The 13,044-nt window shown below is 52.2% G+C and carries 9 protein-coding genes; all 9 read left to right on the plus strand.

Annotated elements, in window-relative coordinates; genetic code table 11:
- Nucleotides 1–51: 51 nt before the first annotated feature.
- The 9 genes from HOM51_10730 (at nucleotide 52) to HOM51_10770 (ending at nucleotide 13,013) form a co-directional block, all read left to right on the plus strand.
- Nucleotides 52–1,374, plus strand: a complete 1,323-nt coding sequence (locus HOM51_10730; protein ID MBT5034977.1) for a proline--tRNA ligase — start codon at nucleotides 52–54, stop codon at nucleotides 1,372–1,374.
- A gap of 17 nt (nucleotides 1,375–1,391) precedes the next feature.
- The gene (locus HOM51_10735) at nucleotides 1,392–2,633 is read left to right on the plus strand and encodes a lipoprotein-releasing ABC transporter permease subunit (protein MBT5034978.1); all 1,242 of its coding nucleotides are present in this window, start codon (nucleotides 1,392–1,394) and stop codon (nucleotides 2,631–2,633) included.
- Complete coding sequence (locus HOM51_10740) at nucleotides 2,626–3,306, plus strand: ABC transporter ATP-binding protein (protein MBT5034979.1); 681 nt, start codon at nucleotides 2,626–2,628, stop codon at nucleotides 3,304–3,306. The genes HOM51_10735 and HOM51_10740 overlap by 8 nt, the downstream gene beginning before the upstream one ends.
- A gap of 3 nt (nucleotides 3,307–3,309) precedes the next feature.
- Nucleotides 3,310–3,738, plus strand: a complete 429-nt coding sequence (locus tag HOM51_10745) for a hypothetical protein (protein ID MBT5034980.1) — start codon at nucleotides 3,310–3,312, stop codon at nucleotides 3,736–3,738.
- A 96-nt stretch (nucleotides 3,739–3,834) separates the two neighbouring features.
- Nucleotides 3,835–7,281, plus strand: a complete 3,447-nt coding sequence (gene dnaE, locus HOM51_10750; GenBank protein MBT5034981.1) for a DNA polymerase III subunit alpha — start codon at nucleotides 3,835–3,837, stop codon at nucleotides 7,279–7,281.
- Nucleotides 7,282–7,502: 221 nt separating this feature from the next.
- Nucleotides 7,503–9,230, plus strand: coding sequence for a HAMP domain-containing protein (locus HOM51_10755; protein ID MBT5034982.1), 1,728 nt, complete (start codon nucleotides 7,503–7,505; stop codon nucleotides 9,228–9,230).
- A gap of 269 nt (nucleotides 9,231–9,499) precedes the next feature.
- Nucleotides 9,500–10,399: a polysaccharide deacetylase family protein gene (locus HOM51_10760; GenBank protein MBT5034983.1), complete on the plus strand. Its 900-nt coding sequence runs from the start codon at nucleotides 9,500–9,502 to the stop codon at nucleotides 10,397–10,399.
- A gap of 7 nt (nucleotides 10,400–10,406) precedes the next feature.
- Nucleotides 10,407–11,474: an isocitrate/isopropylmalate dehydrogenase family protein gene (locus HOM51_10765; GenBank protein MBT5034984.1), complete on the plus strand. Its 1,068-nt coding sequence runs from the start codon at nucleotides 10,407–10,409 to the stop codon at nucleotides 11,472–11,474.
- 192 nt (nucleotides 11,475–11,666) lie between these two features.
- Nucleotides 11,667–13,013 (plus strand): extracellular solute-binding protein, encoded by a 1,347-nt coding sequence (locus tag HOM51_10770; protein ID MBT5034985.1) that lies wholly within the window; start codon nucleotides 11,667–11,669, stop codon nucleotides 13,011–13,013.
- Nucleotides 13,014–13,044 lie beyond the last annotated feature (31 nt).

Genomic DNA, 13,044 nt, shown 5'->3' on the forward strand with positions numbered 1-13,044 from the left:
TGGGCCAATCCCTACATTCACTCCAACTTTAAATCTTAGGTTTTTATCCATATGAGCTACGCCCAGCGGTTGTCCCGCTATTTTCTCCCGACCATCAAGGAAACCCCGTCAGAGGCGCAGATTGCGTCGCATCGGTTGATGTTGCGCGCGGGCCTTGTGCGCCAAGCGAGTGCTGGGATTTATTCCTGGCTGCCGTTCGGCTTTCGGGTGTTGAAGAACATCGAACAGATTGTTCGGGAAGAACAAGATGCGGCTGGGGCTCAAGAAATGCTGATGCCGACCATTCAATCGGCGGATTTGTGGCGGGAAAGTGGGCGCTATGATGCTTATGGCCCGGAGATGCTGCGGATCGTCGACCGTCACGAACGGGATTTGCTGTATGGACCGACCAACGAAGAACAGATAACTGAGATATTCCGCGACGGCGCGCGCAGTTACCGCGATGCGCCGCGCATTCTTTATCACATTCAATGGAAGTTCAGAGACGAAATCCGCCCGCGCTTCGGGGTGATGCGGGGTCGGGAGTTCCTGATGAAGGACGCCTATTCGTTTGATCTCGATAAAGAAGGCGCGATCAGGTCCTATAACAAGATGTTCGTGTCCTATTTACGAACGTTTGAACGCTTGGGCCTGAAGGCGATCCCCATGCGCGCCGACACTGGCCCCATCGGCGGTGATATGAGCCACGAATTTGTTATTTTAGCGGATACGGGTGAAAGCGAAGTCGCCTGCCACAAAGGGTTCTTGGACCTGAGCGTCGGTGAGGACATCGACTATGAAAGTGACTTAAGCGATGTCGTTGCGACCTATACCGCGAACTATGCTGCCACTGATGAAGAGCGTGATCCGGGTAAGGAAACGGCTTTAGGCGATGACTTGCTGGTCGCACGTGGGATTGAAGTCGGCCACATCTTCAATTTCGGCGACAAGTACTCCAAAGCCATGGGCGCAAGCGTCTCTGGCAAGGAAAGCGAACAGATCACTCTGGAAATGGGGTCTTATGGCATCGGCGTGTCTCGCCTGGTGGGCGGAATCATCGAAGCTTCCCACGACGAAAATGGTATTATCTGGCCGGAAAGCGTGGCTCCCTTTAAGGCGGGGATTATCAATCTTAAAGTCGGGGACGAAGGCTGTGATGGGGCTTGTGAAGATGTCTTCGGCAAGCTGCGGGCTGGTGGCTGCGATGTGCTGTATGACGACCGGGACGGGCGCGCAGGTGTTAAATTCGCTGAGATGGACCTGATCGGTCTTCCTTGGCAGATTGTGATTGGGCCACGCGGTGTGAAGAGCGGCGTGGTCGAGATGAAAAACCGTGCCACCGGCGAGCGCGAAGAGATTTCTGCTGAAGCCGCGCTATCCAAGCTGCTAGGTTAGGCGAGGGGAGACGCCGTATGTTCGGAGCCTTTGAATGGATGCTGGCAATGCGCTACCTCCGGGCTCGACGTCAGGAGGGGTTTATCTCCGTCATTGCGTGGTTCTCTTTGGTTGGGATCGCCTTGGGCGTTGCTACCTTGATCATCGTTATGGCGGTGATGAATGGTTTTCGGGCAGAACTCATGTCGCGCATTTTGGGGCTGAATGGCCACTTGACCTATTATGGTCAAACGCGGGTTCTTAAAAATTTCGATCCAATCGCCGTCAAGATTGAGAAGATCAAAGGCATTATCTCCGTTACCCCCATGGTCGAAGGCCAGGTCATGGTCACCAACCGAGGTGTCGCCAAGGGTGCTCTTGTTCGTGGACTTCGGGTTGAGGATTTGGCCAAGCGCAGCATGCTGGCAGACAACATCAAGGCCGGCACTCTCGGGAACTTCAACGGCAACAGCGTAATCATCGGGGATCGTTTGGCGCGCAGCCTGGGCGTGACCATTGGCGATAAGATCACTCTCATTTCACCCAAGGGCAACGTCACGGCGTTTGGTACCATGCCCCGCATGCGCGCCTATAAAGTCGCGGCGCTTTATCATATAGGCATGTATGAATACGATTCGGGGTTTGTTTTCTTACCCTTAGAAGCCGCACAATTGTATTTCAGAACCGGCAAAGGTGTCTCCAATCTGGAAATTTTTGTCGAAGATCCGGACAAGGTAAATCATCTCAAATCAAAGGTCATGAAGGCGGCGGGGTTTAAAGGCCGGATGCACGATTGGCAACAAGCCAACGCCAGTTTCTTTAACGCCATTAAGGTCGAACGCAACGTCATGTTCTTGATCCTGACCCTGATCATCGTCGTCGCCGCGTTCAACATCGTTTCAAGCATGATCATGATGGTGCAGACCAAGGGCAAAGATATTGCCATTCTCAGAACCATGGGCTCGACAAGCGGCATGGTGATGCGGGTGTTCTTCTTATCCGGGGCCAGTGTCGGTGTGATTGGGACTTTGACAGGGGTCGTTCTGGGCCTTTCGTTCTCCTTGAACATTGAAACCATAAGACAATGGATTCAAGGGCTTACAGGAACAGACTTATTCGCTGCTGAAATCTATTTTCTGTCCCAACTGCCGGCGCGAGTGGAGGCTGGGGAAGTTATTGCAATTGTTCTGATGGGACTGATCCTGACGTTCCTGGCGACGCTTTATCCCAGTTGGCGGGCGTCGAAGATCGATCCTGCGGATGCGTTGCGTTATGAGTGACGTGGTCCTGCATTTAGACAACATCGTTCGAACCTTCCATCAAGGAAGCGATGATCTGCACGTCTTGGCCGGTGCGGACTTAAAAGTGGAAGCAGGCGAAATCGTGGCCCTGGTCGGACCCTCTGGTGCTGGCAAATCTACACTACTTCATGCAGCTGGATTGCTTGAGACACCAACCTCAGGCCGGGTAATTGTTTGTGGCGAGGAAGGTAGTTCTTTGGGCGATGAAGGACGCACGCGAATTCGCCGTGAAAAGATCGGCTTTGTCTATCAGTACCACCACCTATTGCCCGAATTCGATGCCCGCGAAAACATTGTTATTCCTCAGATCATTGGCGGCCTAGATAAACCTGCAGCAAGAGAGCGGGCTGATGAAATGCTAAAATGGATGGGGCTTAGTGATCGTGCGACCCACCGCCCAGGAAGGCTGTCAGGCGGGGAACAACAACGGGTCGCAATTGCCCGCGCCCTGGTCACGGCCCCTAGATTGTTGCTGGCGGATGAGCCTACGGGGAACCTGGACCCTGGCACCGCCAACGATGTCTTCGATATTATGATTAGCCTGGTGCGCGGTGCGGAACTGGGCGCGTTAATCGCCACTCACAATCCAATACTCGCCCAAAAAATGGACCGGATTGTGCGGCTCGAAGGCGGTAAGCTGGTCGAGGGGTAGGCTGTGCAAGATTTCCCAGGCCAATGCCACTGCGGCAATATTTCCGTTGTATTCCAATCAGATAAGGACGCGAAAGATTTCGTGCCGCGGATTTGTGAATGTACGTTCTGCACCAAGCACAGCGCCCGTTGGATTTCGGACTCTGCTGGGAAGATTGATGTGACGATCAAGGATGCCTCGCAGGTTTCCAGGTACGCCTTTGGCCACAAGACAGCGGAATTTATCACCTGTTCGACGTGTGGCGTGACTCTGCTGGCAGTATCAAAGATTGAGGGCAATTATCATGCCGTGTTGAACGTCAATGTGCTCGATGATCAGGGGCCCTTCACCGGCACCGAATCGGCGTTCGATTATGACGCGGAATCAGAGCTTTCTCGCCTAGACCGGCGTAAGAAGAACTGGATTGGGCGTGTTGAGCTGATTGAAGCCTAAGCCTTATCCACAATTGGGGCATTATCTTGTGGAAATGACGGTATAACCCCCTATATCTTGGTGACATATCCCTTGGGAGTGCGGTATTTTTAAGCCATGTCCCACGCTGATTTTGTCCATCTTCGAGTCCACTCCGCCTATTCCCTGTCCGAGGGCGCGGTTCGCGTTAAGGATTTGGTGAAGTTGTGCAAGGACGCGCGCATGCCGGCGGTGGCCGTCACTGATACAAACAACCTGTTTGGCGCGCTGGAGTTTTCCTTGGCAGCAGTGCCAGAAGGCGTGCAGCCGATCATTGGCTGTCAGGTCCATGTGACGGCAGAGAAGTTGCAGGACGATGTCGGCGCGCCCGTGGTGGTCTTGGCACAGAATGATGCGGGCTATCGCAACCTCCTGAAACTCCTGGGGAAGGCGTACTTGGGGTCGGACGATTGTACCGACCCACAGGTTGGTCTCGATGATCTCATTTCCCGTTCAGACGGGTTGTTGTTGCTAACGGGGGGACCGGAGGGGCCTGTCGGGCGCTTGCTTCAAGATGGCCAAGCCGATGCGGCTAAAGACCTGCTGTTGGAATTGGCGGCGGGGTTTAAGGACCGGCTTTACATCGAGATCATGCGCCATGGCTTGCCGGGGGAAAAGGCGACGGAGGCTGCGTTCTTGGACTTGGCCTACACCCACGACCTGCCGTTGGTCGCGACGAATGAGGTGTTCTACCCAACCGAGGATATGTTTGAGGCCCATGACGCGTTGATCTGTATCGCGGCGGGAGCGTATCTATCCCAGTCCGAACGTCGGCAATTGACGCCGCAGCATTACTTTAAGACGGCGGCTGAGATGCGCGCACTGTTCGCTGATCTGCCAGAAGCCATCGACAATACCATCGTCATTGCCAAACGGTGTGCCTGCAAGGTCGAGTGTATCGACCCGATCTTGCCGCCTTATGATTGCGGTGAGGGCCGGACGGAGGAAGACGAACTCCGCGATCAAGCCAAGGCGGGACTTGAGAAACGTCTTGAATTTCAACTGTTTACCCCGGGAATGAGCGAGGCCGATAAAGACAAGATCGGAAAACCCTATCGCGAGCGCCTGGACTACGAACTGGGCGTGATCGTTGAAATGGGCTTCCCGGGATATTTCCTTATTGTTGCGGACTTTATCGGCTGGGCGAAGGCCGAGGATATTCCAGTGGGGCCAGGGCGGGGGTCCGGTGCAGGTTCTGTTGTCGCGTGGTCACTCTTGATCACAGACCTTGATCCATTGCGCTTCAATCTGCTGTTCGAACGGTTCTTGAATCCAGAACGTGTGTCCATGCCGGACTTCGATATCGATTTCTGCCAGGATCGCCGGGACGAAGTGATCAAATACGTTCAGGAAAAGTATGGCCGCGATCATGTGGCGCAAATTATCACGTTCGGAAAGCTGCAAGCCCGTGCCGTGCTGCGCGATGTCGGGCGGGTGTTGGAAGTGCCGTACCCAGTGGTGGATCGCATTTCCAAGCTGGTGCCGAACAATCCTGCCGCCCCCATGACCCTGGATCAAGCGATCGAGAGCGAGCCGCAGATGCGCGACATGATCGCCGAAGACAGGATGGTCAGCCGCTTGGTCAGTATGGCGCGGCGTTTGGAAGGTCTATACCGCCATGCCTCAACCCACGCGGCAGGCGTGGTGATTGGGGACCGGCCATTAGATGACCTGATCCCGCTGTACCGCGACCCGCGTTCCACCATGCCGGTCAGCGGTTTTAATATGAAATTTGTTGAGCAGGCTGGGTTGGTGAAGTTTGACTTTCTCGGATTGAAAACTCTGACTGTGCTCGCCAAAGCCTTGGAATTCGTACGCCAAGGGGGCAACGACGTTGATTTAGCGAGCCTGCCCTTGGACGATACGAAGACTTTTGAGATGCTGGCCCGTGCTGAAACCGTTGGTGTGTTCCAGTTGGAAAGTGCCGGCATGCGCGACGTGCTTAAAAAGCTAAAGGCGACCACGTTTGAAGACATCATCGCTGTGGTGGCGCTGTACCGTCCGGGCCCGATGGAGAATATCCCAAGCTACATCCGACGGAAGCACGGCGAAGAAGAACCCGATTACATGTACCCGACCCTGGAAGGTATCCTGAAGGAAACCTTCGGTATCATCATCTATCAGGAGCAGGTGATGCAGATTGCCCAGGAACTGGCCGGCTATACTCTGGGCGGTGCGGATATTCTGCGCCGTGCCATGGGTAAGAAGATCCAGGCAGAGATGGATGCGCAGCGCCAAGTGTTCGTTGATGGGGCTAAAAACAAGGGTGTACCCGAAAGTAAAGCATCGCAAATTTTCGACCAGGTCAACAAGTTTGCAGGCTACGGTTTCAACAAATCCCACGCGGCAGCTTATGCTTTGGTGGCGTATCAGACAGCGTATTTTAAGGCCAATTACCCGGTTGAGTTCCTGGCGGCGTCGATGGCTCTGGACCTCACTAATACCGATAAGCTGAACGTTTTCCGTCAGGAATTGGAACGCCTTGGCGCGCCATTACTGCCGCCAAACATCAATGAATCAGCCGCGAATTTCACGGTCGAAACGGAAGAAAGTTCAGGAAACCTGGGGATTCGCTACGCCTTGGCTGCGGTCAAAAATGTCGGCGAGGCGGCCATGGACTCCATCGTTGATGAGCGCAAGGAAAACGGTAAATACAAGGACTTGCCGGACTTTATTAACAGATTGGATTCAAAGTCTGTGAACAAGCGCCTATTTGAAAATCTTGTCCGGGCCGGTGCTTTGGACCCTATCCACGATAATCGCCGGGTGCTGATTGAGGGAGCGGAAGGGATTGTCCGTCAGGCCAGTATGGCGGCCCAAGAACGCGCCAGCAATCAGATCGGATTGTTTGGGGCGGAAGAAGCACCGACAGCGCAACTGAACCTTCCAGATATTGCCGACTGGCCAAAGATGGATCGGATGAACGAAGAGTTTGATGCCATCGGGTTTTACCTGTCGGGCCATCCGTTGGATGTCTATGCCAAAAGCTTGGAGCGCATTGGTGCTAAATCCTATGCGGAGATTCTACAAACGGGAATGGCAGGCCCGGTCAACATGGCAGGCTCTGTCGTATCGCGCAGCGAAAGGACATCGGCTAAGGGCAACCGCTATGCGTTTATAAAATGTTCCGATGCGTCCGGCATGTATGAGATGACGTGCTTTTCTGATGTCCTCACCAAATCCCGCGATGACATGGAACCGGGCTGTTGTATCTCTATCAGGGCCAGCGCCGAATTTGATGGCGATACGCTCAAGCTTCTGTGCCATGGCGTTGAACCTCTCGACCAAGTCACCGCCCGCGCCGCCAGTGGTTTAAAAGTCTTTTTAGAAACCTCGCAACCTCTCCAAGACCTAAAATCTGTTCTCGGCAACGGCCAAAGAGGCCGAGGCTTCGTCAAAGTCGTCTCCCATCTAGACCCAGAGCACGAGGTCGAAATAGATATCGGCACGCAATACGCTATCACCCCACAAATCCTGAACGATATACGATCGATTCCCGGCATCTCAGAGATTCAAGAAGTTTAGCCGAAGAAACCACAAAAAAGTTGTGGCGAAAAATTTTTCGGTACCAAAATAATGTCTGGGGACTTCTGATTCAGAAAAATCGGGGTTTGGGTGTGACTAGATTTTAGAGATGGCGTTTTGTTTTAAGCAGGCTTAATTCAACTTTTCCCAAAATTTTTCTCTCAATCTGTCGTTTCCAGTCAGGTCTCAAATGTTAACAGGTGACTCACAAGGAGATTCAAGTGTCTATGCTTCAAACAGTTCGCGGTAAAATGTACAGTGTTATGGGCGCGATTCTTATCGCTATTTTAGGCCTCTCAGTTCCGACAATTGTCCAAATCAGCAACCAGTCACCTGACCTCCGTTCTGCATCAGATTTATCTCGTCAAGTTGCGGGGCCTAATTTGCGTTTGATTAACTCTTTTAAAGACATTGAGATGGATGTTGTTCAAGTTCAGCAGTGGCTTACAGATATTTCCGCAACCCGTGCCAAGGACGGGCTGAATGATGGATTTGATGAAGCGGCGAAATTCGCCAAAAAATTTGATGAAGATTATAATAAAGCTAAAAACGCGGCCCAGGAACTTAAACTGCCACAGGTTATCAAGGCGCTTGATCAGCTAAAAGAGAACTTTGTGCCGTTCTATACGACAGGCAAGCGCATGGCACAGTCCTATATTGATAGCGGGCCCGTCGGCGGAAACAAAATGATGGGCCAGTTTGACGCTGTTGCTGAGGCGATTGGAAAATCAGTTGATAAACTGGGTGCAATCGTTGAACCACTGACAATAGATAAACTCAAGAGTTTGAGCGACGAGCTTGAAAACATTAACCGGGCGAATTCAACACTTTCTGTCTCGGTTGGAATCTTGGCTGTCATCGCCGTCATATTTTCCGCAGTCGGAATTTTTGTAACGATTGGGGTTGTTCGTCCGCTTCAAAGCATTATTGGAACTGTGGGGGCCTTATCAAATGGTGATCACAGTGTGGATGTTCCTGGAAAAGAGCGTAAAGACGAACTCGGGGATCTTGGACGTGCTGTTGAGGTGTTTCGAAATAGCCTGATTAAGACTGAGGATCTGACGGCTGAGCAACTTCGTCAACATGAAGAAAGCGCAAAAATTAGTACTTTCCGTGAGAGCGTCACTCAAAAATTTGGTAGCAACGTTGAATCTGTTCTTAGTGCTGTCTCGGTAGATATAGTGGATATGAAATCGGCTGCCGAAACCATGTCAGATATGGCGAAAGAGACTCGGGATCGATCTCAGAATTTAGCAAGTGCTTCCGAAGAGGCTTCCTCCAGTATTTCTACCGTTGCCGTTGCGACTGAAGAATTAACCAGTTCTATCCATGAAATCAGTCAGCAGGTAAGTCACGCCTCCTCAATTGCACAAGGCGCCGTTGATAAATCGCACGATGCACACGAAACAGTTGGGGGGCTCGTCACCGCGGCTCAAGCGATTGGAGAGGTCGTCGCACTTATCACAGACATTGCGGAGCAAACAAACCTTCTTGCACTAAACGCAACCATTGAGGCCGCGCGAGCGGGCGATGCGGGTAAGGGATTTGCCGTGGTGGCATCTGAGGTTAAAAATCTTGCCAACCAAACGGCGAAGGCGACCGATGAGATAAAAGCGCAAATCGACACGGTTCAAGCGAGAACAAACGATGCGGCAGAAGCGATTGATTCTATCGGCACAACGATTTCTGAAATTGAAGAGGTAACAACAGCAATCGCGGCAGCTGTCGAGGAGCAAAACTCGGCGACGCAGGAAATTGTTCGATCCGTTGCCACTGTATCGAACAGCACCTCCGAAGTGTCATCGAATACACAGACCTTATCGGACGTTGCCGCAGAATCACGGAAGGTCTCTTATAACGTGAACGATACGTCGCAGAAATTGTCTGATAATTCTGACCAACTTAATAGGGTTGTAAATTCGTTTCTTGAAGAAATTCGAACGACCTAAAGCTCATTTCATTTGGGGGGTGGATTGGTACTTGGATGTGACCTCAGCTTCAACCACAGAACCTTGCTAGGCGCTATTTATGATCTAGCTGCAAATTTACGCGCCGCATTTTGGCTTCTGCCACCCGAAGTCTCCTCGACTCTAGCCTTTTCCAATACATAAGAAATTTAATTTTGACTGCCTTCATAAAAGATGCATGACTTTTACCGTCAGTAAAATCTTGGCCAAATCTTGGCTGCTAACTTTGGATGAAAATTGGATAAATATTCATGCCCCAACTCCCTTCTCTCGACCGGTTTCCCTATTCCAGCCTTCGGTCTCGTCCTGATTTTGATTGGCCGGATGGGAAGCGGCTGGCGGTTCATGTTTCTATAAATTTGGAGCATTTTGTTTTTGGCGAAGGGGGGGTTGATCTTGATCGACCGACGCCGGCGCCTAACCATCGCAGCTACCTTTGGCGCGAATATGGGAACCGGGTCGGGGTATGGCGGTTGTTGGACTTGTTTGACGAATTGGAAATTCCGATTGGCGTCATAACCAACACCGCGGTTTATGACCATTGCCCGGAATCCTTGGCGGCCTTTAGTGAACGGGGCGATGAGATTATCGGTCATGGGGATACGAATTCGATAAAGCCGTCTGAGATGACGGAGGCGGAGGAAACCGCCATGGTGCGGTCGGTCACCGACATCATTACCCGGAACGAAGGCGCTGCGCCGACAGGCTGGTTATCGCCGTATGTGACCCCGTCCAATGTTACGGCGGACATACTCAAGGAAGCAGGGTACGAATATGTACTGGATTGGGGGCTTTGTGATGATCAGCCGTTCTGGTCGCGGACCCGTTCGGGCCCGATCTTGGCTGTGCCGTATCCACTTGAGTTAAATGATCAACCAGCGATGGTGTTCCGGCGCACCACTGCGCCCGAATTCGCCGACATGATGATTGATCAGTTTGATGAGAACCTTAAGTCGTCGGTAAAATATCCTTCGGTCTGTTCGTACTCGCTTCACCACTTTATCATGGGGCAGCCCTATCGATTGCATCATTTGCGCCGGGCCTTGGAGCATATTGTTGCGCACCGAGACGAAATCTTTCTAACCACCCCCGGCGGCATCGCAAAACACTACATGTCGCTGCCGAAAGAAAAACAATTGCCTTCAGAGTGAGGAAATAATGAAATTACTTATTCTGCCGGGTGACGGCATTGGTCCTGAAATCATGGATGCCACGCGCGTCGTTCTTGATGCGGCCCAGGCGCGGTACGAATTTCCATTGGAGACCGTCGAAGATTTAATAGGGTTTCCGTCGCTTGAAGTGCACGGCACGACCATTCGGGATGAGGTTGTTGCGACAGCCAAGGCTGTAGATGGCGTAATCTTGGGGCCGGTATCTCATAATGACTATCCGCCGAGTGATGAGGGTGGGATTAATCCGTCCGGTGTTCTTCGTAAACAGCTTGATCTCTACGCCAATATCCGCCCCGCCAAATCACGTAAAGGGGTGGCGACACCAACCGGGCGTCCCATGGACCTTGTGATCGTACGTGAGAATACCGAAGGCTTCTATGCGGACCGGACCATGGTGGTTGGTAACGGCGAATTCATGCCGACCGGTGAACTTGCGCTTGCAGTCCGGAAGGTCACAAGGATCGGCTCCAAACGCATTGCCGAACAGGCGTTCGCATTGGCGGCGCGGCGGCGTCAAAAGGTAACCGCGATCCATAAATCGAATGTCCTGCGGATTTCAGACGGTCTTTACCTTGAGGAAGTGCGGGCCGTTGCCAAAGCCAATGCGTCTACTGAGTACGAAGAAGAACTGGTCGATGCCATGGCGGCGCATCTGATCCGCTCTCCCGAAAGGTTTGACGTCGTCGTCGCGACCAATATGTTTGGCGATATCCTTTCGGATGAGGCGTCAGAGCTTTCTGGGGGACTGGGGTTGGCAGCATCCCTCAACGCTGGCGATGACTTCGCGGTTGCTCAGGCTCAACATGGCTCAGCCCCGGATATTGCAGGGCAGGGGATTGCGAACCCTGTTTCCCTGATCTTGTCGGTCGCAATGTTGCTGGACTGGATTGGCGGGCGTGGTGGCGACGATCGTCTGAACAAGGCGGCCCAAGGCATAGAGGCCGCTGTGGATACCTGCCTAGAAGACAGTTCGTCTCGTACGCGTGATCTCGGCGGCTCAGGCTCGACTGAAACCTTTGCCTCAGAAACGGCACGCTTGATTGGTGAAGTTTAAGCCTGAACCACCCTCTATTTTGGTGTTATCGTCCTTTGATCGTTGACCGGTGTTTTACGCTAATATAAGGTAATATATCGATTTTTGATGTTCGCCTTGGGTCCTTAATTCAACTATTCAGTGGATATCGGGGTTGTCGTTCTAAAACCTGCCTCAATTAGACAATTCGGGCAATTTTCGGGAGGGAAATCTATGACAGTCTTAAAACACGGTCGCATATTTGCTGCTACCGGTGCGGCTCTATTTGTTACTTCTCTTGCGGTCTCAACTCAGGCGTTGGCCGCTGAAAAGTTGGTCATCGTCACGTCGTATCCACCGGACACGACTGTTACCGTCGGCAAGGCCTTCACCAAGGCCACCGGCATCAAGGTTGAAATGCTCAAGAAGAAGACGACTGCTGGTATCAAATACTTGCAGGCAACCGCCAAGAACAACACGTCTGATATGTTTTGGGCATCGGCACCTGACGCTTTTGAGGTTCTGAAGGGCGATGGGCTGCTTCAAAAATACAAGGTGAAGGTTAAAGGAATTCCAGAGAAAGTTGGTTCCTTCCCAATCAATGACCCTGAGGGGTATTACAAAGGCTTCGCTGCTTCCGGCTATGGCATCATGTGGAATACACGCTACTTGAAAGCCAAGAAATTGCCGGTGCCGAGTTCTTGGAAGGACCTGGAAAAGCCGATCTATCACGGCCACGTCGGCATGAGCGCCCCGTCGCGTTCGGGCACCACGCACCTGACGGTTGAGACGTTGCTTCAGGGTAAGGGATGGAAAGACGGCTGGGCGATGATGAAAAGCATTGCCGGTAACTTCAAAACTGTGACCGCACGTAGCTTTGGCGTGCCGGATGGGGTTAATTCAGGCCAATTCGGTATCGGTATTGTTATCGACTTCTTTGGTTTGTCGTCACAGGCTTCCGGATTTCCAGTAGATTTCGTCTATCCAAAGGTCACGACGTTGGTGCCCGCGAACATCGCCATCGTTAAAAATGCACCAAACAAGAAAGCTGCGGGTGCATTTATCGAGTACCTCCTATCGCCGGAAGGTCAGGAAGTTCTTCTGAACCCGAAGATCAGGCGCTTGCCGGTTAATCCCGCAACCTATGCCAAAGCACCAAAGGGTTTTCCAAATCCCTTCAAAGACAAGTCAATTGGGGCTGCGGTGAAGTTTGACCTGAGCCTTTCAAAAGGCCGCTACAATGTCATCAATTCTCTATTTGATGTGATGGTAACGTATCGGTTGAATGATCTTCGTGCTGCCACCAAGGCGATCCAAATGGCAGAAAAGAAGCAGATGGGTAAATCCAACATGGCTGCTTCGAAGATGATTGCCGAAGCCCGGGCGCTGGTCGCCATGACGCCGATTGATGCGTCGAAGGCCAGCGAAAAGAGCTTCAATAAGATCTTCAAGAAAAAGCGTAAGAAGGCGACCACCAAGGTCTCCGGTCGCCAGGCGGAATTTGAACAAGCCTGGGACACGCAGATCAAAGCCAATTATGCCAAGGCTAAGGCACTGGCAGACAAAGCGGCTTCTATGTAGAGGTGTTCTTGCTAAAAACGGGGTCCGGATT

It is taken from the genome of Rhodospirillaceae bacterium, from assembly GCA_018660465.1.
In the GTDB taxonomy this organism is placed as follows: Bacteria; Pseudomonadota; Alphaproteobacteria; order Rhodospirillales; family JABJKH01; genus JABJKH01.

Coding starts and splice junctions, on each gene's coding strand:
- HOM51_10730 (MBT5034977.1), top strand. CDS start 52: ATGAGCTACGCCCAGCGGTTGTCCCGCTATTTTCTCCCGACCATCAAG.
- HOM51_10765 (MBT5034984.1), top strand. CDS start 10,407: ATGAAATTACTTATTCTGCCGGGTGACGGCATTGGTCCTGAAATCATG.
- HOM51_10735 (MBT5034978.1), top strand. CDS start 1,392: ATGTTCGGAGCCTTTGAATGGATGCTGGCAATGCGCTACCTCCGGGCT.
- HOM51_10770 (MBT5034985.1), top strand. CDS start 11,667: ATGACAGTCTTAAAACACGGTCGCATATTTGCTGCTACCGGTGCGGCT.
- HOM51_10760 (MBT5034983.1), top strand. CDS start 9,500: ATGCCCCAACTCCCTTCTCTCGACCGGTTTCCCTATTCCAGCCTTCGG.
- HOM51_10740 (MBT5034979.1), top strand. CDS start 2,626: ATGAGTGACGTGGTCCTGCATTTAGACAACATCGTTCGAACCTTCCAT.
- dnaE (MBT5034981.1), top strand. CDS start 3,835: ATGTCCCACGCTGATTTTGTCCATCTTCGAGTCCACTCCGCCTATTCC.